Raw genomic sequence first — 19,998 nt, 5'->3', positions numbered from 1 at the left:
GGCGGATCCTGTCTGTTCCTGCGCATCCTGTTTGGCCGACCCGCGCGCCGGTTGCAATCTCCGGCATTGGGAGGCGGGTGCCGCCGTTCAGTCCGTTATCGCGTTCTCGATCACCGAGATATGGCCTGTCGCGTCCACGCAGGCCAGATCAAAGCGCATCTCGCTGTCGCGCCCGGCGGGCAGTCCGCCCAGATACTCCTCGGCCGCCACGCGAAGCCGCGCCATCTGCCGGGTCGAAAGCCGCGCCGCAGCGGTATCCAGCGTGCCGCTCTTCTTGACCTCCACGAAGACGGTCAGGGCGCCGCGATCCAGGATCAGGTCGATCTCGCCACCCTTGCCGCGCCATCGCCGGGCGCGCAGGGCGTGGCCCCGGCGCAGGTAGTCGCGCGCCACGGCCTCCTCCGCCGCGAGCCCGGCGTGATATCCGGTCAGCCCGGTCAGACGCCCTTCTCCAGCTTCAGCGCCAGCTTGTAGACCTCCCGGCGCGGCAGGCCGTAGGTTTCGGTCACGGCGGCCACCGCGTCCTTCACGCTGCCTTCGGCCAGGTGCATCTTCAGCGCCTCCTCCACCTCATCGGCGCTGGCCTGCCGTTCGCCGGGACGATCCACCAGCACCACGACCTCGCCCCGCGGGGCGTCCTGCGCGTAATGCGCCGCCAGATCGGCCAGCGAGCCGCGGCGCGTTTCCTCGAACTTCTTGGTCAACTCGCGGCAGACCGCCGCCTGCCGCGCACCGCCCAGAGCCTCCACCATGTCGGTTAACAATTTCCCAACACGCTTGGGCGACTCGTAGAAGATCAACGTGCCCGGCACATCGGCCAGGTTTTTCAGGTAGCTCAGCCGCGCGCCCTGCGCGGGCGGGGCGAAACCGGCGAAGAAGAATCGGTCGCTGGGCAGGCCCGAGACGGTCAGCGCCGCAAGCAATGCCGAGGCACCCGGCGCCGCGCGCACCTCGATCCCCTCGGCGATCGCCTCGCGCGCCAGAACATATCCCGGATCCGAGATCAGCGGCGTGCCGGCCTCCGACACGCAGGCCACCGACCGGCCCTCGCGCAGGAACGCGAGCAGGCGCGGGCGCTGCGCCGCGCCGTTGTGGTCGTGATAGGCGATGAGCGGGCGGTCACCCGGCGCGATTCCGTGGATGTCCATCAGCTTGCGCGCGGTGCGGGTATCCTCGGCCGCGATCACATCCGCCGCGGCCAGAATGTCGAGCGCGCGCAGGGTGATATCGCGCGCCGCCCCGATCGGCGTGGCCACGAAATTGAGACCGGGCGCGAGACCGGCGGGAGATTGCGGCAATGGCGCCTCCTGCGGCAGAGCGACGTTTACTTGGCGACAGCGACCCGATAGGTTTCCGGCAACCGCCGTGCTTCAGTCTTGATCTGTGTTCGAGGAGACCGCGAATGTCCAGCCTTACGCATCGCGCCGCGCGCGCCACGAGACGAGGCATCCTGCTGGCAGGCCTCGGGCTTCTGGCCGCCTGCGGCGCGACCGTCGGGGGCGGCCCGCTGATCAACACGCGCAACGCCGTGCCAGTGGCACTGCTGGCGCCCTACGGTTCCGGCGACGCCCGGACCGAGGCGCTGGCGCAGAGCCTCGAGAACGCCGCGCGCATGGCGCTGGCCGATCTCGACGGCGCCGAGATCGACCTGAGGGTCTACAATACCGGCGGCAGCGCGCAGGCCGCCGCGCAGGCGGCGCGCGAAGCGGTGAACGGCGGCGCGAAGATCATCATCGGGCCACTCTTCGCGGAATCGGCGAACGCGGCGGGCAAGGCCGTGGCCGGGCGCGGCGTCAGCGTCCTGAGCTTCTCCAACAACCCCGAGATCGCGGGCGGCAATGTCTATCTGCTGGGCAACACCTTCGAGAATGCCGCCGACCGGCTGTTGCGCTACGGCACGGCGCAGGGCCGCAACCGGGTGATGGTGGTCCATGCGCAGAACCTCGCCGGGCGCATCGGCCAGCGCGCCGTGGAACGCGCCGCGGCCCGCACCGGCGCGACGCTGACGGGCACGGCGAGCTACGAGTTCTCGCAGCAGGGCGTGGTCGATGCCATCGGCCCGATCGTCGAGCAGGCCACGCAGACGGACACCAACGCCATCGTCTTCACCTCCGACAGCGCCGGCGCGCTGCCGATCCTGACGCAGCTTCTGCCGGAGAACGGCGTCGGCCCGGAGGAGGTGCAGTTCATGGGACTGACGCGCTGGGACATCCCGGCGCAGACCCTCGCGCTGCCCGGCGTACAGGGCGGCTGGTTCACCATGCCCGATCCCGGCCTCGCCTCGCGGTTCGAGGCGCGCTATGCGCAGGCTTTCGGTCAAGCGCCGCATCCGCTGGCCGGGCTCGCCTATGACGGCATCGCGGCCATCGGCGCGCTGATCAAGACCGGCGGCGCCGGGGCGCTGGGGGCCGAGGCGCTGACCCAGCCCTCCGGCTTTGCCGGGGTCAACGGCGTGTTCCGGTTCCGCCGGGACGGCACCAACGAGCGCGCGCTCGCCATCGCGCAGATCCAGAACAGCGAAGTAACCATCCTTGACCCTGCCCCAAGAAGCTTCGGCGCCGCCGGTCTCTGACCCCGCGGATCTCCGGCCGCGCGCGGCCCCCACAGCCCTGATCTGTCCGGCACGGGAGATTTTCGATCCCGACGCCCTCCGCGGAGCCTTGGCCGCGCAGTTCGAGGACTGCGCCGACGCGCGGGCGATCCGCGCCGCCGCGGTCGCGGAGATCGGCGCGGCCTACAAGGCCGGCTTTGCCACGATATCGGAGACATTCCGCGACCGCCCGCTGGAGGCACGCGCCACCACCAGTGCCTATTCCTGGCTCACCGATCAGGTGGTGACGGCGGTCTTCTGGGTCGCGCGCCGCTACCTTCACCCGCTGCCCAACCCGACCGAGAGCGAGCGTCTGGCGATCTTCGCCGTGGGCGGCTACGGCCGCGCCGAGATGGCGCCTTGTTCGGATGTGGACCTGCTCTTCCTGACGCCTTGGAAGATCACCCCCTGGGCGGAAAGCGTCATCGAGTCGATGCTCTACATCCTGTGGGACCTGCGGCTCAAGGTAGGCCATGCCAGCCGCACCGTGAAGGATTGCGTCCGGCTGGGGCGCGAGGACATGACGATCCGCACCGCGCTTCTGGAACATCGGTTCCTGGATGGCGACAACAGCCTCGCGGCGGCGCTGGACGCGGCGCTCTGGGACGATCTCTTCAAGGGCACCGGACGGGAGTTCATCGAGGCCAAGCTGGCCGAACGCGACGCGCGGCATGAGAAGCAGGGCGGACAGCGCTACGTGCTGGAACCCAATGTCAAGGAAGGCAAGGGCGGGCTGCGCGACCTGCAATCGCTCTTCTGGATCGCCAAATACCTGCACCGGGTCGATGCCCCGCATGACCTGGTCGGCCTGGGCATGTTCACGCGCGAGGAATTCGAGACCTTCGAGCGGGCAGAGGCATTTCTCTGGGCGGTGCGCTGCCACCTGCACCTGATCGCTGGCCGCCCGATGGACCAGCTTACCTTCGACAATCAGGTCGAGGTCGCGCAGCGGCTGGGCTACGAAGATCGCGGCGGGCGACGCGAGGTGGAACATTTCATGCAGGACTATTTCCGCCACGCTACGGCGGTGGGCGACCTGACGCGCATCTTCCTGACCGCACTGGAGGCCGCGCATGTGAAGAAGGAGCCTTCCGTCGTGGGTTTCCTGCGCCGCGCGGGGCGGCGGCGCAAGCTCAAGCCGGGCTACGACATCGCCCAGGGCCGGATCGTCGTGGCCGACGAGACCGCCTTCCTGGCCGACAAGCTGAACCTGCTGAGGCTCTTCGAGGAAGCGCTGCGCACCGGCTACCTGATCCACCCCGACGCGATGCGGCTGGTGACCGGTAACCTGCACCTGATCGACGATGAGTTGCGCAACGATCCCGAGGCCACACGCATCTTCCTCGACCTGTTGCTCAAGCACGGCAACCCGGAACGTTCGCTCAGACGGATGAACGAGTTGGGTGTGCTGGGCGCCTTCATCCCCGAGTTTCAGAACATCGTGGCGATGATGCAGTTCAACATGTACCACCACTACACAGTGGACGAACACACCATCCAGTGCATCTCCAACCTGGCGGAGATCGAGCGCGGCGAGCGGGTGGAGGAGTTGCCCATCGCCTCGTCGATCCTGAACGAGGGCGTCAACCGCCGGGTTCTCTACGTGGCGTTGCTGCTGCACGATATCGGCAAGGGCCAGCCCGAGGACCACTCGATCCTGGGCGCGCGCATCGCACGGCGGCTGGCGCCGCGGCTGGGGCTGGACGCCGCGGAGGCAGAGACCGCGGAATGGCTGGTGCGCCATCACTTGCTAATGTCCGACGTAGCCCAGAAGCGCGACCTAAGCGACCCGCGCACCGTGCGCGACTTCGCCCGGCTGGTGAAATCGCGCGACCGGCTGAACCTGCTGCTGGTGCTGACCGTATGCGACATCCGCGGCGTCGGCCCCGGCACCTGGAACAACTGGAAGGCCGTGCTGCTGCGCGAGCTCTACAATGCGACGGTCGAGACGCTGGAGGGCGGACTGGAGGAAGCCGGGCGCGCCAAGCGCGTGAACGAGGCCAAGGCGGCTCTGCGCGCCGAGTTGGGCGACTGGCCCAAGGCGGCGCTCAAGCATGAATGCGACCGGCACTACCCGCAGTACTGGCAGGGGCTCGACACCGGCACGCAGGCCGTCTTCGCGCGGCTCTTGCGCGATATCGGCGATGACGAGATCCGCATCGAGCTGACGCCGGACGCCTATCGCGACGCGACACGGGCCTGTTTCGCACTGGCCGACCATCCGGGCATCTTCTCGCGGCTCGCGGGCGCGCTGGCGCTGGTCGGCGCCAATGTGGTGGAAGCCAAGACCTTCACCTCCTCCGACGGCTACGCGACGCCGGTCTTCTGGCTCCAGGACGCCGCCGGCCATCCCTATAGCGAGGAGAAGCTGCCGCGGCTGCGCAGCATGATCGAGAAGACCCTGAAGGGCGAGGTCGTGGCCAGCACCGCGCTGGCCGACCGTGACAAACTCAAGAAACGCGAGCGCCGCTTCCGTGTCCCGACTTCGATCACCTTCGACAACGAGGGTTCGGAGATTTACACGATCATCGAGGTCGATACGCGCGACCGTCCCGGCCTGTTGCACGATCTGACGCGGGTGCTGGCGGCCAACAACATCTATATCGCCAGCGCGGTGATCGCCTCCTATGGCGCGCAGGCGGTGGACAGTTTCTACGTCAAGGACATGTTCGGCCTGAAACTCCATTCGCAGGCCAAGCGCGACGCGCTGGAACGCAAGCTGGCCGACGCCATTGCGAAGGGCGCGGAAAGGGCCCAGGAATGACCGCGCCGATCCGGCTGGTGCGGGGCTTCTTCACGGTCGGCGTCTGGACGCTGGCCAGCCGCATGCTGGGTTTCCTGCGCGATATTCTGATTGCGGCGTATCTGGGCGCGGGGCCGGTGGCCGAGGCCTTCCTGATCGCCTTCTCGCTGCCCAACATGTTCCGCCGCTTCTTTGCCGAGGGCGCCTTCAATATGGCCTTCGTGCCGATGTTCGCCAAGCGGCTGGAGGCCGGCGATGACGCCCGCGGTTTCGCGTCGGACGCGATGACGGCACTGGCCACGCTGCTGGTCGTCTTCACGCTTCTGGCGCAGGTCTTCATGCCCTGGCTGGTGCTGGCGATGGCCTCGGGCTTCGCGGGGGACGCGCGGTTCGACATGGCGGTGGCCTTCGGGCGCGTGGCGTTCCCCTATATCCTCTTCATCTCGCTGGCTGCGCTCCTGTCGGGCGTGCTGAACGCGATGGGCCGCTTCGCCGCCGCCGCCGCCGCGCCGGTGCTGCTCAACGTGCTTTTCATCGGCGCCATTCTGCTGGCCGGCGCGCTGGGCTGGGATATCGGCACGACTCTGGCCTGGACCGTGCCGCTGGCGGGCGTCGCGCAGCTTGCGCTGGTCTGGCGCGCCGCCGACCGCGCGGGGATGCGCGTGCGTCTCCACCGCCCCCGCATGACCCCGGAACTCAGGCGCCTGGCGGTGATCGCCGCGCCCGCGATGCTGGCCGGCGGGGTGGTGCAGATCAACCTTCTGGTCGGCCGCCAGGTCGCGAGTTTCTTCGACGGCGCGGTGGCATGGCTGAACTATGCCGACCGGCTCTACCAGTTGCCGCTGGGCGTGGTGGGCATCGCCATCGGCGTGGTACTGCTGCCCGACCTGTCGCGGCGTCTGCGCGGCGGGGACGAAGCCGGCGGCCAGCACGCCTTCAGCCGCGCCACCGAGTTTGCGCTGGCATTGACGCTGCCCTCGGCCGCGGCGCTGATGGTGGTGCCGCATGCGCTGATCTCGGTCCTCTTCGAGCGCGGCGCCTTCGGGGCCGGCGACAGCGCAGCCACCGCCGCGGCGCTGGCGATCTATGGCGCGGGTCTGCCCGCCTTCGTGCTGCAAAAGGTGCTTCAGCCGCTCTACTTCGCGCGCGAAGACACGAAGACGCCGTTCTATTTCGCGCTCGCCGCTCTCGTGGTGAACGCCGCCTTCGCGATCGGGCTGAGCTTCACGCTGGGCTATCTCGCCGCCGCGCTGGGCACCACGCTGGCGGGCTGGGCGATGGCGGCGCTGCTCTGGCGCGGCTCGCGGCGGATGGGCGCGGCGGCGCAGTTCGACGCGCGCCTCAGGCGGCGTCTGCCGCGCATCCTGCTGGCCACCGGGCTGATGGCGGCGGGGCTCTTCGCGCTGAACCTCGTCCTGGCGCCGGCCTGGGAGAGCGGGCTTTGGCGCGGACCGGCGCTGGCGCTTCTGGTGGCGGCGGGAATGCTGCTCTACGGGCTGGCCAGCATCGCGACCGGCGCCTTCACGGCCACGGATCTGCGCTCGGCCCTGAAGCGCGGCTGAGCGGCCCCGGCTGTCTAGCGCTGCCGCGCGCGCGCCACCCAGTCGCGCATCCGCTGGACCCCACCGGGGCTGACGACGAAGGACATGAAGAACCCCATGACGAAGCCCGCGAAATCCGCGACCCAGTCGTTGCCGCCGCCGAAGATCAGCCCGAAGACGAGTTGGATGCCCAGCAGCACCGCGATGAGCGTGAAGGCGCGGTATCGGTTGTGGCCGGTCGCACTGAGATTCATCCACAGGATATAGCTGAACGCGCCGATCAGCCCGTAGACGCCCGGATACCCACCCACCAGAGGCGTGCGTTCGTCGAGCAGCAGCACGTAGGCCAGCGCCCCGAAGACGGCGGAGCCGAAGAAGACCGACAGGAGCGCGGCGGGGCTGAAGATCTCCCCCACCATCTTGCCCAGCGCCAGGATGAAGACCACGACAAAGAGCGCATGGGTGAAACCGGCATGGATCAGCGGATAGGTGAGCAGCCGTGCAAGCTCGGAGGGCGGGAACTGGCCGGTCTGCACCATCCAGTCGAAGACCGGGTCGATCACGCCCCAGTCGCGGATCGCCGTCAACCGCCAGCCCACCGCCTCGGGTCCGCCGATGAATCCGCGTTCACCCGCACCGAAGAGCAGTTCGATCCCGGTAACGAGGAGCGCCAGGAAACTGACGGCCCAGGGCAGCGGGTTGAGCGGCGAGGCGTTGTGATCTGGCTGGAACATGCACGGAAACCTCCGGTTGACGCCTGACGGTCCGGCGGCGATAAGCCTGCGGACGGATTTTCCTCCTGGGGGATACTAGAGATGGGCGATACGGTCCACATGCCTGATAGCCGCGCGCCGGATTTTCCGCAGCGCGTGTTTTCCGGCATCCAGCCCTCTGGCGGGCTGACGCTGGGCAATTATCTGGGCGCCATCAAGCGTTTCGTCGAGATGCAGGACAGCGGCGTCGAGACAATCTATTGCGTGGTGGACATGCACGCGATCACCGTCTGGCAGGAGCCAGACGCGCTGCGCCGCGCGACGCGGGAACTGGCGGCGGGCTACCTGGCAGCGGGGCTCGACCCGGCGCGCTCGATCCTCTTCAACCAGTCCCAGGTCCCGGCGCATGCCGAACTGGGCTGGATCTTCAACTGCGTGGCCCGGATGGGCTGGCTGAACCGGATGACCCAGTTCAAGGACAAGGCCGGCAAGAACCGCGAGAAGGCGAGCGTCGGGCTCTTCGCCTATCCCAACCTGATGGCGGCCGACATCCTGGCCTATCACGCCACGCATGTTCCAGTCGGCGAGGACCAGAAACAGCATCTGGAGCTGACCCGCGACATCGCGATCAAGTTCAACAACGACTATGGCGTGGAGTTCTTTCCGGTGGTGGAGCCGGTGATCGAGGGCGCGGCGACGCGGGTGATGTCGCTTCGCGACGGCACCAAGAAAATGTCGAAATCCGACCCCTCGGACATGAGCCGGATCAACCTCACCGACGATGCCGACACGATCGCACGGAAGGTGCGCAAGGCCAAGACCGATCCCGAACCGCTGCCCGAGGCGCCCGGCGGGCTGGAGGCGCGGCCCGAGGCGCGCAACCTGGTGAACATCTATGCCGCGCTTTCCGGCGGTTCCGTGGCGCAGGTGATGGCCGAGCATGGCGGCAAGCCGTTTTCCGAGTTCAAGCCGCTGCTGGCCGATCTGGCGGTGGCGGAGCTTGCGCCGATCTCGGCGGAGATGGCGAGGCTCATGCACGACCCGGCCGAGATCGACCGCATCCTGGCCGACGGCGCGGCGCGCGCCCGCGTCCTCGCGCAGCCGATCCTGGAGCGTACCTTCGATATCGTGGGCATGGTGCGTGGCTGACCGCGCGCCCTGACCGGCGGCGCGCGCGCGGCGCAAGACATTGCGTTGCGGCCGCCATGCGCGGCCCAAGATTTTGCGATGCGGCCGCCATGGGCGGCCGCGGGGCCTCCGGCGGGGATATTGGAGGCAAGAAGAAGGCCGGTGGAGGATTCCGGACGGTCAGACCAGCCGCACCTGCGTGCCGACCTCGGCCATCTCGAAAAGCTCGGCGATATCCTCGTTATAGAGGCCGATGCAGCCCGAGGAGGAGCGCCGCCCGATCTTGCGCGTGTCATGGGTGCCGTGGACGCGGTAAAACTGCCATGCGAGATAGAGCGCATGCGAGCCCAGCGGATTGTCCGGGCCGGGGCCGACCACATCGGGCAGGCTGGGGTCGCGCTCCTTCATCGAGGGGGTGGGCCGCCAGGTCGGGCCGACCACCTTGCGGACGACGCGGGTCAGACCGCGGCGGGTAAGATCCTCGCTCATCGGGACAGAGGAGGGGTAGAGCCGGTAAATGCTTTCATCCTCGGACCAGTAATGCACCGCGCGCGAGGTCGTGTCGGCGAGGATCGCGCCACCTTCCAACGTCTCGAAATGGTCCTGCCAGACGAGCGTGCGGAAGCTCGAGGCGTTCCGGCGCACCGTCACCGGGGGCGTATCGCCGGGGAGGCCCTGCGCCAGCGCCGGGCTGGCGAGGCTGCCCAGCATTGCCGCGCCCGTGACGAGCATGCCTCGGCGGTCGAATCTGCGTTGCGTCATGGTCCTGCCTTTCATCGTGTTGACCCGATCTGGGGTCTGATTGCCGGAAGCCAAGCGCACCCGCCATTAAAATTTTCGTGGGGCGGGTGGCGGTGTGCCGGATCGGCAACTTTCCGCGGCGGGCGGCGGCGGCTTTGGCATGAATGCACATTAGCGGTGCGAGGGCGCGTGTTTTCGCGCTTCTGCGAACGCCTTATATTGATGGAAACAGATCACGGAGCAGAGCAATGACCAAAAGCGTTCACCCGGCGACCCGCATCGGACATGTCCATCTGCGCGTCGCCGACCTCGACCGGTCCATCGCCTTCTATGGCGGGGTTCTCAGATTCGAGTTGCAGCAGAAATACGCCTCCGGCGCGGCCTTTCTGTCGGCGGGGGGCTATCACCACCATATCGGGCTCAACACCTGGGAGAGCCGTGGCGCGACGCCGCCGCCGCCGGGACATACGGGACTCTATCACACGGCGTTCCTCTATCCCGACCGGGCGAGCCTGGGTGATGCGGTGCGCCGGGTTCTGGCGGCGGGCATCCCACTCGACGGCGCGGCCGATCACGGCGTCAGCGAGGCGGTCTATCTGCGCGACCCGGACGGAAACGGGGTGGAGCTCTACCGCGACCGGCCGCAGGAGGACTGGCCGCGCGACGCCGATGGCGGTCTGAAGATGTCCAACGCGCCCCTCGACGTCCCCGCGCTGATCGCCGAGGCGGCCTGACGCTGCATCCGGCTGGACGCCCCGCGCTCGCGGTGACAAGATGCGCGCTCGGCAGGCAGGGAGGGCGCAATGGCGGTCGGCACGAATATCCGCACATGGTTCGACGGGACTTGGCACGAGGACGATCCGGCGGTGATCCGCGCCGCCGATCACGGGGCCTGGCTGGGCACGACCGTCTTCGACGGGGCGCGCTGGTTCGACGGGCTGGCGCCGGACCTGGAGGCGCATTGCGCGCGCGTCAACGCCTCCGCCCGCGCACTGATGCTGACCCCCACGGTGGAGACCGCGCGCATGGTGGAGATCGTCCACGAGGGGCTCGCGGCCTATCCGCGCGATGCGGCGGTCTATATCCGTCCGATGTACTGGGGCATCGACGGCGGCTATCTGGGCATCATTCCGGAACCCGGCGCGACGGGCTTCTGCATCTGCCTCGAAGAGGTGCCGATGCCCGATCCCGACACCGCCACGACGCTGACCACGACGCGGTTCCGCCGCCCGGTGCTGGAGGATGCGGTGGTCAACGCCAAGGCGGGCTGCCTTTATCCCAACAACGCGCGGATGCTGGCGGAGGCCCGTGCCAAGGGTTTCGGCAATGCGCTGGTGGCCGACGCGCTGGGCAATGTCGCGGAGACGGCGACGGCCAATGTCTTCATGGTGCGCGACGGCGAGATATTCACGCCGGTGCCCAACGGCACGTTCCTGGCGGGCATCACGCGGGCGCGGCATATCTCCAACCTGGCGGCGGACGGGGTGCAGGCGCATGAGACGGTACTGACATTCGAGGATTTCCATACCGCCGACGAGGTCTTCCTGACCGGCAACCTGATGAAGGTCACGCCGGTGACGCGGTTCGACGACAACCATTACCAGATCGGGCCGGTCACGCGACGGCTGCGCGACATGTACTGGGATTGGGCACGCAGCGAGGCTTGAGGCGGCAACGGCGCGCTTGCAACGCCGCCCGCGCCCGGCCATCATCCACCGGTCAAGGGAGGCCGCAGGACCATGCGCAAGTTTCTCGTCGTGCTCGACGACAGCAAGGAATGCCTTAACGCGATGCGCTTCGCCGCGATGCGGGCCGCGCGCACCGGCGGCGGAGTGCAGATCCTGGCGGTCATTCCGCCCGAGGAGTTCCAGCACTGGATCGGTGTCGCGGATATCATGCGCGCCGAGGCCCGCGAGCGGATCGAGGTGCATTTCGAGGTCTTCGCCAAATGGATGCGCGACCGGCAGGGCGTCGATCCGGAACTGGTGATCCGCGAGGGCGAACCGGTGCCGGAAATCCTGGCGCAAATCGAGGAAGACCGCGATGTCGGCGTGCTGGTCCTGGGTGCGGGACTTTCGCGCGACGGTCCTGGACCGCTGGTGACGCATCTCAGCCGGTCGTCGGGCACGCTACCGATCCCGATCACCATTGTGCCGGGTGGGCTCAGCAAGGAAGAACTGGAATCGGTGTCCTGACCAGTTTGGAATCGTTCTAAATCTTGACATGACGGTGGGGCGGGCGCATATCTCAAGGCATAGAAAAGAGGTGCGCGCGATGTTCATTCAGACGGAATCGACCCCAAACCCGGCGACCCTGAAATTCCTGCCCGGACAGACCGTGCTGGAAAACGGCACGGCCGACTTCCCGGCCCCCGACACGGCCGGGAAATCACCGCTGGCCAGCCGGATTTTCGCGGTCGAGGGCATCAAGGGGGTGTTCTTCGGGCATGATTTCGTGACCGTCACCAAGGACGACTCGGTCGCCTGGGAACATGTGAAGCCCCCGATCCTGGGCGCGATCATGGAGCATTTCCAGTCCGGCCAGCCGGTGATCGAGGGCGACCGCGACGAGAACGCGCACGCCGACCACGATGGCCCGGATGCCGATATCGTGCGCCAGATCAAGGAGTTGCTGGATACTCGCGTGCGTCCCGCCGTGGCGCAGGACGGCGGCGACATCACGTTTCACGGCTTCGACCGGGGCGTGGTCTATCTGCACATGCAGGGGGCCTGCGCGGGCTGCCCGTCCTCCACGCTGACGCTGAAGATGGGGATCGAGAACCTGCTGCGCCATTACATCCCCGAGGTCGTCGAGGTCAGGCCCGTTGCCGCCTGACGCCGCCCGTATACTGGCCTTCGACACATCGGCCGCGCATTGCGCGGCCGCTTTGCTGTCGGGCGGGACGGTCCTGGCCACCCGCAGCGAGGAAATGGACCGCGGACAGGCCGAACGGCTCTTCCCGCTGCTCGAGGAGGTGCTGGCCGAGGGCGGCCTCGGGTGGCGCGATCTCGATGCCGTGGCGGTGGGCACGGGGCCGGGGAATTTCACCGGCATCCGCATCGCAGTGGCAGCGGCGCGCGGGCTGGCGCTGTCGCTAAGCCGCCCGGCGATCGGGGTGAGCGGGTTCGAGGCGCTGGCAGAGGCCGCGCCCGGCCCGGTCCTGGCCTCCATCGACGCGCGGCGCGGCATGGTTCATCTGCAACTTCTGGACGGGGAGCAGGCCGCCGCGCCCGTGACCGCGCCGCTGGATGCGCTGCCGCCCCTGCCCGGCGCCGCGGGCGCCGCCTGCATCGGGCATGAGGCCGGGGCGGTGGCCGCGGTTCTGGGCGCACGCGCCGCCGCGCCGCGCCTGCCTGTCGCCCAAGCCATCGCTCAAGTTGCCGCGCGCCGCCGGGACCGCCCGCAGCCGCGCCCTGCACCGCTCTATCTGCGAGGGGCGGACGCGGCGCCCGCCTCGGACCAGCCGCCGGTCATCCTGCCGTGACCCCTGCCCCGCCGACGCTGCCCGAGGCGCTGGCCCGGCTGCACGCCGCGGCCTTCACCACGCCCCGCCCCTGGAGCGCCCCGGAATTCGCCTCCCTGCTGGCCGAGCGCTCCACGGTCTTCTGCGGCGGCGAGGCGGGCTTCGCACTGGGCCGGGTCGTCGCGGGCGAGGCCGAATTGCTGACCATCGCGGTCGCACGCGACCTGCGCCGCGCGGGCCGCGGGCAGACCCTGCTGGCGGAATTCGAAGCCCTGGCCGCAGCGAAAGGGGCCGCGGAGATATTCCTGGAAGTGGCCGAAGACAACGCCCCGGCGCGCGCGCTCTACGCCCGAATGGGATACCGGGGTGCGGGCCGCCGCGCCGGTTACTATCGCAGGCCTGACGGACGGCCGCTGGACGCGCTGGTGCTGCGCAAATCGTTCGCCTCAGGCTGAGCACCCCGTCCAGACGGGAGAACCTGCCGGTCCAGCTGGCGCGACGACCGGCTTGCCTCTTGTGCTGCACGCGCCGCCCTGCTTGAAATGGATCATGCAGATCTACCTTCCCATCGCCGAGGTTTCCGTCAACGCTTTCCTGCTCCTGGGGCTCGGCGGGATGGTGGGCGTCCTGTCGGGGATGTTCGGCGTCGGGGGCGGCTTCCTGATGACCCCGCTGCTCTTCTTCATCGGCATCCCGCCCGCCGTGGCGGTGGCGACAGGCGCGAACCAGATCGTCGCGTCCTCGCTGTCCGGGGTACTGGCCCATTTCAAACGCAAGACCGTCGATCTGCGCATGGGCACGGTGCTTCTGGGCGGCGGTCTCGTGGGCGCCGCGGTGGGCGTGCAGGTCTTTGCGATGCTCAAGGCGATGGGTCAGGTCGAGTTGCTGGTCAAGCTCTGCTATGTGGTGTTTCTGGGCATCATCGGCGGGCTGATGTTCATCGAGAGCCTCCGCGCGCTGATGCGCGCGCGCGACCCGTCGCGCAGGGGCCGGGTAATCAAGCGGCACCAGCATATCTGGGTCCACAACCTGCCCCTGAAGATGAAGTTCCGCACATCCGGGCTTTACATCAGTGCGATCCCGCCACTCATCGTCGGCGCCTTCGTCGGTGTGCTTTCCGCGATCATGGGCGTGGGCGGCGGCTTCATCATGGTGCCGGCGATGATCTATCTGCTCGGCATGCCGACCAAGGTGGTGGTGGGCACGTCGCTCTTCCAGATCATCTTCGTCGCCGCATTCACCACACTTATGCACGCCACCACAAACTTTTCGGTGGACATGGCACTGGCCGTGTTCCTTCTTGTCGGCGGCGTCTTCGGGGCACAGATCGGAACCCGTATCGGGGTCAAGATGCAGGCTGAACGGCTGCGCATCCTGCTGGCGGTTCTCGTACTAGTGGTCTGCGGAAAGCTGGCGCTCGAACTGTTGATCGAGCCGGCCGAACTCTACTCCCTCGGCAAAGTGGCGGAATGAACATGGAGCGCATCCTGGCATTCACGCTTCTGCTGCTCCTGCCAATCGGTGCATCGGCCGAGGAAGAGGTCGTCGCGGGGCTGAGCCAGAACCGCGTCTCCATCACCGCCAATTTCGACGGCTCGGAGATCGTGGTCTATGGTGCGGTGAAGCGCATGGCGCCGCCGCCCGAGGCCGGGCCTCTCCAGGTCATCGTTACCATCACCGGCCCATCGCGCCCGGTCGTCGTGCGGCGCAAGGAACGGGTCTGGAGCATCTGGGTGAACACCGACTCGGTCGAAGTCGATGCCGCGCCGAGTTTCTATGCCGTGGCCAGCACCGGCCCGCTGAACGAGGTGCTCTCGGAAGTCGAGGATCTGCGCCACCGGATCAGCATCAACCGCATGATCCGATCGGTCGGCGCCCCTATGACGATCACCGATGCGCAGACGTTTTCGTCCGCCGTGGTCCGTCTGCGGGAAAAGAACGACCTCTACCAGACCGCCGAAGGCGGCGTGCGGCTGGATCAGGAGACGCTCTTTCGTGCCAATGTGGCCCTGCCCGCCAACCTCGTGGAAGGCCACTACACCGCGCGCATTTTCCTGACCCGCGACAGGCAGGTCGTATCAAGCCACGAGACTGTGATAGAGGTCAGCAAGGTGGGACTGGAACGCTGGATTTTCGACCTCGCCCATGAAAAGCCACTGCTCTATGGGCTGCTGTCGATCTTCATCGCCATCCTGGCGGGTTGGGGGGCCTCGGCGGTCTTCCAGCGCATCCGGCTCTGATCCACGCCAGATCCGTCAGCCACGCCCGATATAGGGCATCTTGGTCGCCATCAGGGTCATGAACTGGACATTGGCCTCGAGCGGCAATTCGGCCATGTGCAAAACCGCGCGCGCCGCGTCCGCCACATCCATCGTGGGCTGCGGATCGCGGCGCGAGAGCGCCTCGACCATCGGGGTGCGGGCATTGCCGATGTCGATCTGGCCACAGGCGATATCGAAGTCCCGCCCATCGAGCGACAGCGCGCGGGTCAGCCCGGTGATCGCGTGTTTCGTGGCCGTATAGGCGACCGAACGCGGCCGCGGCACATGCGCGGCGATGGAGCCGTTATTTATGATCCGCCCGCCCTGCGGACGCTGCGCGCGCATCTGCGCGAATGCCGCGCGGGCGCAGAGAAACGCGCCTGTAAGGTTGATGTCCACGACGCGGCGCCACTCCGCCGGGTCGGTCTCGTCGATGGTCGCCGCCGCCGGAAAGACGCCGGCATTGTTGAAGAGCACGTCGAGCCGACCGAGGCCCTGCACCAGAGTAGCGAAAGCGCGGTCCACCTGGTCCGCGTCCGACACGTCGGCAGGCACCACCAGTGCGTCCGGGTTCCCGGCGGCGACCTCCTCCAGCGGGGCGGGACGCCGGCCCATCAACGCCACCCGCCAGCCCGCGTCCAGAAAGGCGCGCGCCGTCGCCGCGCCGATGCCAGACCCCGCGCCGGTGATCGCAGTTGTCCGTGCCATGGCGGCCCTCTCTCCAGTCCCCCGGCCGCCCCTCAGAACGCCTTGAAGGTCATGGTGGTGAGCGATCGGGTGATGTCGGGAATGTTGATCAGGTTCTCGTTGATGTAATGGCCCACATCCTGATCCTCGGGGACATAGACCTTGGCCAGCAGGTCGAAATCGCCGCTGGTCGAGTAAAGCTCCGACACGATTTCACGGTCATAGATGGCGTCGGCGACCTGGTAGGTCTTGCCGGGGGTGCAGCGGATCTGGACGAAGACGCATTGCATGGAGGGGCTCCCTTCGAGGCCGTCGGTTCGGGGCGAGTGTAGAAGCGCGGCGCGCGGGTGCCAACCGGCATTGATGGCGCGCGCCACGGCCGGTCAGTCGGGCGCCGCCTGTCGGCGCGCGGCATATTCGGCGGTGGTGTTGGTGTGCGGATAGGGCGCGTCGGGGACCTCCACGCCCAGGAAATCGCAGAGCCGGGGCCAGCCCTCGCCGGCTTCGAAGACCAGCAGGCGCTCGGGCGGGATGTCCGCTTTCACCGCGGCGACGTGATCGCGGAAGACTTTTGTGGCGAAGGCCCGGTCGTCGAGACGGCCGTCGAAAATCTGCCGGACGACCAACTCATGGGCCATCTCCGCCAGCGCGTTCTCCTGCGCCGTCTCGTGCTTGCCGCGATCGGCCATGAAGCGGCCGATCGTGGCCTGCACGCTGTCGAACCACTTGTCGGGGTCGCGGACCGACAGGATTACCTTCGCCGCAGGGTACTGCGCCGCGAGCTCCCGCCAGAAGCGGGCGCCGGGCCAGTCGACCTGCGACCGGAACCCGGCGAAAACCCGGTCCCAGTCCGGCGTCTCGCCTCGCGCCGCCGCCTGCCAGAGCGCAAGTTGTTCGGGGCTCTCGCGGACCTCGAACATGTGGTGGCATGGGCCGAAACCCAAATGCTCCAGCGCGCGTTTGAGAGAGTTCGTCCCGGTCCGCCCGAAACCCGCCCCGATGATCTCCAGTGCCATTCTCCGGTCCTCCCGGTTGCGGCGCCTAGCCCGGCACGGCTTCGGCGCGGTGATTGCCTAGCCCTCCTGCCCGGCGGCGGTCAGGGTCAGCGGCGGCGCATCGGGCGTCGAAAGGTCCGAAACGCTCAGCGGCGCGGTGGGCCGCGCCAGCCGATAGCGTGTGACCCAGATCAGCCGGTGCTCGGCGCGGGTGATCGCCACATAGGCAAGACGCTTCCAGAGCGGCGTGCCCGCCTCGGTCCGGCCCGAGCGCGCCGCGGCGTAGAGGTCGGGCGCGAAGACCTGCACCGCGGGCCATTGCGAGCCCTGCGCCTTGTGGACCGTCACCGCCGCGCCATGCAGGAAGGCGGCCCCCATATGGGCAGCAAAGGGAATGAAGGGTTCCTCGGCATCGGGCATCTCGATCTTCACGATCGAGGCGGCGGACACCTGCGGGTCCTCCGCCCCAATGACGTGGAGCCGGGAGAAACCCGGTTTGTTGCCCGGCCCCTTGTAGATCACCTGCGCGCCCTTGATCAGGCCGCGCGCCTCCAGGTCGATGCGTTTCCTGCGGTGCTTGAGCGGCAGTTCGATCCCGTCGCAGATCAGCGGCTCGCCCGGCAGCAGCGCATCGGGCGGCGCGTCATAGGCCGCGCGGAAAGCGTGGATCAGGCGGATGCGCGTCGCGTTGCGCCAGACCAGCACCGGCAAGCGTGCCATCAGCCCGGCATCCACGCGCGGCGCCACCACCACGCGGTCGTCGCGGGCGGCGGCCGCTTCGATCAGCCGTTCGAAGGCCTCGAATGTCAGCTCCGGGTCGCCCAGCGCATGGGCCAGATCGAGGATCGGATTGTCCTCGGCCTGCCGGTGTATGCGCGACAGGGTCAGCTTCCGCTCCGGCGGGAAAGTGTCGAAGACCATTTCCCCGGACTGGCCCACCGGGGCAAGCTGCGCGGGATCGCCGAAGAGCACGAGGGTCGGGAATATCTCCTTCAAATCGTCAAACTGGCGCGCATCCAGCATCGAACTTTCATCGACGAATCCGATATCGAGCGGGTCCTCGCGCCGTTTCCAGCCGCGGATGAAATCGGAGCCCCGCAAGCCCGCGGCGGCCAGCGCGCCGGGGATCGAGCGATGGTTGGCGAAGAAGGCCGCGGCCCGGTTGAGCGCGGCGTCGGTCAGGCCCTCGATTTCCGGCTTCTCGACGCTACCGGCCAGCCATTCGGCGATCTTTTCGTATTCCGGGTCGTAGACCGGGGTGTAGAGGATGCGGTGGATCGTGGTTGCCGGCACGCCGCGATTGCGCAGGACGCTGGCCGCCTTGTTCGTCGGGGCGAGGATCGCAAGCGTGCGCCGGTCGCGCCGCCGGCGGCCTTCCCAGTCGCCCGAGACCGGCTCCACCCCCGCATCGGTCAGCGCCTCGTAGAGCGCGGCGAGCAGCATCGTCTTTCCCGATCCGGCCTTGCCTATGACCGCCAGAACGTCGCTCTCGCCGCCCTCGCGCAGGGGGGTGAGTACCCCGTCCAGGATATCCACGCCCGCGTCCTTCAGAAGGGCGGCGATACGGTCATGGGCCTCGGCCTGGTCTTCGGAAAACTGCATCGCGCCCTTGGTGCTGCGGGGATCGGGCCCATGCTATCGCCCGCGACAGGCGGAGGCCAGCGCCGATCAGGCGGCGGCGGCGCGGCCGGATCGCGCTTCGCCAGCACCCCGGCGGCCAGCCCGGCCGGCCTTGGACGGATCGGATCGTGGGCTGCCTCGTTGCCGGTGGCGGCAGAGGGAGCAACCATGGTCTGATGCGGTAACGTGTACTGCGCGCAATGGCCCCGGTCAGACCAGGATCAGCCCGCGCGAGAGCGCCAGGGCAACCGTCTGAACTGTGTTGGCAGCACCCAGCTTGAAGCGCGCCGAATCCAAGTAGACGCGCAGCGTGTGTTCCGAGATCGAAAGGCGTTCCGCGGCTTGGGCGCGGTTGAGGCCCAGCGCGAGCAGGGTCAGCGTGTCGGCCTCCCGCGGCGACAAGGCGCTGGCGGGAACGTGGTCCGATCCGCGTTCGATCTCCAGCGCCTTCTGGTTGATGAAATGGGCGATCAGGATCAGGTTCGCCGCATGGGTCTGCCGGAAAGCCGCCCAATCCGCATCATGGCAGCCGTGATTGACAGTGAAGACCGCGAACTGGCCGTTCGGCCCGCGGATCGGCACGGAGATACCCTGGTTGCCTACCCCGGTTTCGATCGCCTCGGCCAGGAAGTCGCGGACCTTGCGGCCTGACCAGTCCAATTGTTTCCAGTCTACCGGGTTGAAGCGCTGGTAGCAGCCCAGAACGACCGGGTCGATCCGGGCATAGTCTTCCTCGATATATCGGCCGACCCAGGTCTCGTTATAGGTGCGGGCCGCGTATTGCCCGCCCTCGCCTTTGACGGAATGATAGATCAGATGCTCGACCTCGTAGAGATCGCGGAGCCCCTCTACCAGGGTTTGCAGACCGTCAAGCGATGTCGCCTGATCCATGCGCCCGATAAAGCGCTCCAGTCTTGTCGGCATGCACTTTCCCCGCACCGCCGGGACCGCTGCCCAACCTCACGTCCGCAGCCGCGACCAGGATCGTGTCGTCGAGTTGTTCAGCCAGTGCCAGCATCCCGTTCTTCTGTGCGAAGGACTTGAGATCCTCCAGAACGTCGATCATCCATTCCTGTGCCATTCAGAGTGCATCCCGATCGGTTAAAAACTGGGGGGTGTATCCCCTTGACATACGGACTATCTATCGCGGGGAGACTCGTGATATGAGGATGTCTTATGCAGAGGTTCTTGATTTTCTTATGTCGGTGCGTGTGGTTCGTAATCCGCGGCACCACACGAGATGCAGACAGCGTTCAGATTTGGGGAAGTCTTGTAATCCCTGTTTTTGGCACAGCGTTCATCCTACCTGTCTTCGCACCGATATTGCGCGGATGGGGGGTTGATATGCCAAGCCCGATTCCCGTTGAGGCATACCCCATCTTTATTGGGTTAGGGTCAGGACTCATAGCCAATAGATGACGGTTGCGGCGAGTGCGATGGCGGAGAGGAATACCTTCGGGCATCGGTCATATCGGGTTGCGACCCGTCGCCAGTCTTTGAGCCTACCGAACATGAT

The 19,998-nt window shown here is 67.5% G+C and carries 22 protein-coding genes and 1 pseudogene; 12 read left to right on the top strand and 11 right to left on the bottom strand.

What is annotated here, in order from left to right; genetic code table 11:
* Positions 1-87: 87 nt before the first annotated feature.
* Both DDZ14_RS14115 and rsmI read right to left on the bottom strand, forming a co-directional pair.
* Positions 88-441, bottom strand: a complete 354-nt coding sequence (locus tag DDZ14_RS14115; protein WP_109425624.1) for a YraN family protein — start codon at positions 439-441, stop codon at positions 88-90.
* Positions 438-1,298: a 16S rRNA (cytidine(1402)-2'-O)-methyltransferase gene (gene rsmI, locus DDZ14_RS14110; protein ID WP_233252595.1), complete on the bottom strand. Its 861-nt coding sequence runs from the start codon at positions 1,296-1,298 to the stop codon at positions 438-440. Before rsmI ends, DDZ14_RS14115 begins: the two co-directional genes overlap by 4 nt.
* Before the next feature lie 104 nt (positions 1,299-1,402).
* Between rsmI and DDZ14_RS14105 the strand changes: the two genes are divergently transcribed.
* The 3 genes from DDZ14_RS14105 to murJ are packed head-to-tail and all read left to right on the top strand — an operon-like array spanning position 1,403 to position 6,895.
* Positions 1,403-2,572, top strand: coding sequence for a penicillin-binding protein activator (locus DDZ14_RS14105; protein WP_109425622.1), 1,170 nt, complete (start codon positions 1,403-1,405; stop codon positions 2,570-2,572).
* Positions 2,532-5,354 carry a [protein-PII] uridylyltransferase gene (locus DDZ14_RS14100; protein WP_109425621.1) on the top strand — a complete coding sequence of 941 codons (2,823 nt, stop codon included), beginning with the start codon at positions 2,532-2,534 and terminating at the stop codon, positions 5,352-5,354. The genes DDZ14_RS14105 and DDZ14_RS14100 overlap by 41 nt, the downstream gene beginning before the upstream one ends.
* Positions 5,351-6,895 carry a murein biosynthesis integral membrane protein MurJ gene (gene murJ / locus DDZ14_RS14095; RefSeq protein ID WP_109425620.1) on the top strand — a complete coding sequence of 515 codons (1,545 nt, stop codon included), beginning with the start codon at positions 5,351-5,353 and terminating at the stop codon, positions 6,893-6,895. The genes DDZ14_RS14100 and murJ overlap by 4 nt, the downstream gene beginning before the upstream one ends.
* 14 nt (positions 6,896-6,909) lie before the next feature.
* Here murJ and DDZ14_RS14090 read toward each other — a convergent pair whose 3' ends face one another.
* Complete coding sequence (locus tag DDZ14_RS14090) at positions 6,910-7,608, bottom strand: rhomboid family intramembrane serine protease (RefSeq protein ID WP_109425619.1); 699 nt, start codon at positions 7,606-7,608, stop codon at positions 6,910-6,912.
* 81 nt (positions 7,609-7,689) lie between these two features.
* Here DDZ14_RS14090 and trpS point away from each other — a divergent pair, with 81 nt between their 5' ends.
* On the top strand, positions 7,690-8,736 hold the full coding sequence (gene trpS / locus DDZ14_RS14085; RefSeq protein WP_233252594.1) for a tryptophan--tRNA ligase: 1,047 nt from the start codon (positions 7,690-7,692) through the stop codon (positions 8,734-8,736).
* Positions 8,737-8,895: 159 nt separating this feature from the next.
* Here trpS and DDZ14_RS14080 read toward each other — a convergent pair whose 3' ends face one another.
* Entirely contained in the window at positions 8,896-9,477 is a 582-nt protein-coding gene (locus DDZ14_RS14080) for a L,D-transpeptidase (protein WP_109425672.1), read from the bottom strand.
* Between the two features lie 227 nt (positions 9,478-9,704).
* Here DDZ14_RS14080 and DDZ14_RS14075 point away from each other — a divergent pair, with 227 nt between their 5' ends.
* From DDZ14_RS14075 to DDZ14_RS14040, 8 genes are all read left to right on the top strand, one after another.
* Positions 9,705-10,190, top strand: a complete 486-nt coding sequence (locus tag DDZ14_RS14075) for a VOC family protein (protein ID WP_109425618.1) — start codon at positions 9,705-9,707, stop codon at positions 10,188-10,190.
* A 69-nt stretch (positions 10,191-10,259) separates the two neighbouring features.
* Positions 10,260-11,123 carry a branched-chain amino acid aminotransferase gene (locus DDZ14_RS14070; RefSeq protein WP_109425617.1) on the top strand — a complete coding sequence of 288 codons (864 nt, stop codon included), beginning with the start codon at positions 10,260-10,262 and terminating at the stop codon, positions 11,121-11,123.
* Between the two features lie 72 nt (positions 11,124-11,195).
* Entirely contained in the window at positions 11,196-11,651 is a 456-nt protein-coding gene (locus DDZ14_RS14065; RefSeq protein WP_109425616.1) for a universal stress protein, read from the top strand.
* Positions 11,652-11,730: 79 nt separating this feature from the next.
* Entirely contained in the window at positions 11,731-12,291 is a 561-nt protein-coding gene (locus tag DDZ14_RS14060; RefSeq protein WP_109425615.1) for a NifU family protein, read from the top strand.
* Positions 12,281-12,940: a tRNA (adenosine(37)-N6)-threonylcarbamoyltransferase complex dimerization subunit type 1 TsaB gene (tsaB, locus tag DDZ14_RS14055; protein ID WP_109425614.1), complete on the top strand. Its 660-nt coding sequence runs from the start codon at positions 12,281-12,283 to the stop codon at positions 12,938-12,940. The genes DDZ14_RS14060 and tsaB overlap by 11 nt, the downstream gene beginning before the upstream one ends.
* Positions 12,937-13,374, top strand: coding sequence for a GNAT family N-acetyltransferase (locus tag DDZ14_RS14050; RefSeq protein ID WP_233252593.1), 438 nt, complete (start codon positions 12,937-12,939; stop codon positions 13,372-13,374). Before tsaB ends, DDZ14_RS14050 begins: the two co-directional genes overlap by 4 nt.
* Positions 13,375-13,468: 94 nt before the next feature.
* Complete coding sequence (locus tag DDZ14_RS14045) at positions 13,469-14,392, top strand: sulfite exporter TauE/SafE family protein (protein WP_109425613.1); 924 nt, start codon at positions 13,469-13,471, stop codon at positions 14,390-14,392.
* 2 nt (positions 14,393-14,394) lie between these two features.
* Entirely contained in the window at positions 14,395-15,159 is a 765-nt protein-coding gene (locus DDZ14_RS14040; protein ID WP_109425612.1) for a TIGR02186 family protein, read from the top strand.
* A 15-nt stretch (positions 15,160-15,174) separates the two neighbouring features.
* On the opposite strand, the gene DDZ14_RS14035 is transcribed toward DDZ14_RS14040, so the two are convergent.
* The 7 genes and pseudogenes from DDZ14_RS14035 to DDZ14_RS14005 all read right to left on the bottom strand — a co-directional run.
* Positions 15,175-15,888 (bottom strand): SDR family oxidoreductase, encoded by a 714-nt coding sequence (locus DDZ14_RS14035; protein WP_109425611.1) that lies wholly within the window; start codon positions 15,886-15,888, stop codon positions 15,175-15,177.
* Between the two features lie 32 nt (positions 15,889-15,920).
* The gene (locus DDZ14_RS14030) at positions 15,921-16,157 is read right to left on the bottom strand and encodes an Lrp/AsnC ligand binding domain-containing protein (RefSeq protein WP_109425670.1); all 237 of its coding nucleotides are present in this window, start codon (positions 16,155-16,157) and stop codon (positions 15,921-15,923) included.
* Between the two features lie 93 nt (positions 16,158-16,250).
* A complete protein-coding gene (locus DDZ14_RS14025) occupies positions 16,251-16,883 on the bottom strand; it encodes a sulfotransferase family protein (RefSeq protein ID WP_109425610.1) in 633 nt (210 codons plus the stop codon).
* Positions 16,884-16,940: 57 nt separating this feature from the next.
* Entirely contained in the window at positions 16,941-18,464 is a 1,524-nt protein-coding gene (locus DDZ14_RS14020; RefSeq protein WP_109425609.1) for an ATP-dependent RecD-like DNA helicase, read from the bottom strand.
* A gap of 228 nt (positions 18,465-18,692) precedes the next feature.
* Positions 18,693-19,406 (bottom strand): LuxR family transcriptional regulator, encoded by a 714-nt coding sequence (locus tag DDZ14_RS14015; protein ID WP_233252592.1) that lies wholly within the window; start codon positions 19,404-19,406, stop codon positions 18,693-18,695.
* On the bottom strand, positions 19,351-19,563 hold the full coding sequence (locus DDZ14_RS14010) for a hypothetical protein (RefSeq protein WP_109425607.1): 213 nt from the start codon (positions 19,561-19,563) through the stop codon (positions 19,351-19,353). Before DDZ14_RS14010 ends, DDZ14_RS14015 begins: the two co-directional genes overlap by 56 nt.
* Positions 19,564-19,884: 321 nt before the next feature.
* Positions 19,885-19,998 (bottom strand): annotated as a pseudogene (locus DDZ14_RS14005) (IS5/IS1182 family transposase); the annotation flags it as partial.

The sequence above is a fragment of the Maritimibacter sp. 55A14 genome (assembly GCF_003122205.1).
In the GTDB taxonomy this organism is placed as follows: domain Bacteria; phylum Pseudomonadota; class Alphaproteobacteria; order Rhodobacterales; family Rhodobacteraceae; genus QEYE01.
The sequence above is the reverse complement of the archived record's forward strand: the minus strand, read 5'-3'. Positions and strand labels throughout refer to the sequence as shown.

Excerpts from the sequence above, each read along its gene's own strand:
- DDZ14_RS14010 (WP_109425607.1), bottom strand. The coding sequence starts at position 19,563 with ATGGCACAGGAATGGATGATCGACGTTCTGGAGGATCTCAAGTCCTTC.
- DDZ14_RS14065 (WP_109425616.1), top strand. The coding sequence starts at position 11,196 with ATGCGCAAGTTTCTCGTCGTGCTCGACGACAGCAAGGAATGCCTTAAC.
- trpS (WP_233252594.1), top strand. The coding sequence starts at position 7,690 with ATGGGCGATACGGTCCACATGCCTGATAGCCGCGCGCCGGATTTTCCG.
- DDZ14_RS14080 (WP_109425672.1), bottom strand. The coding sequence starts at position 9,477 with ATGACGCAACGCAGATTCGACCGCCGAGGCATGCTCGTCACGGGCGCG.
- DDZ14_RS14040 (WP_109425612.1), top strand. The coding sequence starts at position 14,395 with ATGGAGCGCATCCTGGCATTCACGCTTCTGCTGCTCCTGCCAATCGGT.
- DDZ14_RS14025 (WP_109425610.1), bottom strand. The coding sequence starts at position 16,883 with ATGGCACTGGAGATCATCGGGGCGGGTTTCGGGCGGACCGGGACGAAC.
- DDZ14_RS14090 (WP_109425619.1), bottom strand. The coding sequence starts at position 7,608 with ATGTTCCAGCCAGATCACAACGCCTCGCCGCTCAACCCGCTGCCCTGG.
- DDZ14_RS14070 (WP_109425617.1), top strand. The coding sequence starts at position 10,260 with ATGGCGGTCGGCACGAATATCCGCACATGGTTCGACGGGACTTGGCAC.
- DDZ14_RS14105 (WP_109425622.1), top strand. The coding sequence starts at position 1,403 with ATGTCCAGCCTTACGCATCGCGCCGCGCGCGCCACGAGACGAGGCATC.
- DDZ14_RS14015 (WP_233252592.1), bottom strand. The coding sequence starts at position 19,406 with ATGCCGACAAGACTGGAGCGCTTTATCGGGCGCATGGATCAGGCGACA.
- DDZ14_RS14020 (WP_109425609.1), bottom strand. The coding sequence starts at position 18,464 with ATGCAGTTTTCCGAAGACCAGGCCGAGGCCCATGACCGTATCGCCGCC.
- DDZ14_RS14075 (WP_109425618.1), top strand. The coding sequence starts at position 9,705 with ATGACCAAAAGCGTTCACCCGGCGACCCGCATCGGACATGTCCATCTG.
- murJ (WP_109425620.1), top strand. The coding sequence starts at position 5,351 with ATGACCGCGCCGATCCGGCTGGTGCGGGGCTTCTTCACGGTCGGCGTC.
- DDZ14_RS14045 (WP_109425613.1), top strand. The coding sequence starts at position 13,469 with ATGCAGATCTACCTTCCCATCGCCGAGGTTTCCGTCAACGCTTTCCTG.
- DDZ14_RS14060 (WP_109425615.1), top strand. The coding sequence starts at position 11,731 with ATGTTCATTCAGACGGAATCGACCCCAAACCCGGCGACCCTGAAATTC.
- DDZ14_RS14030 (WP_109425670.1), bottom strand. The coding sequence starts at position 16,157 with ATGCAATGCGTCTTCGTCCAGATCCGCTGCACCCCCGGCAAGACCTAC.
- DDZ14_RS14035 (WP_109425611.1), bottom strand. The coding sequence starts at position 15,888 with ATGGCACGGACAACTGCGATCACCGGCGCGGGGTCTGGCATCGGCGCG.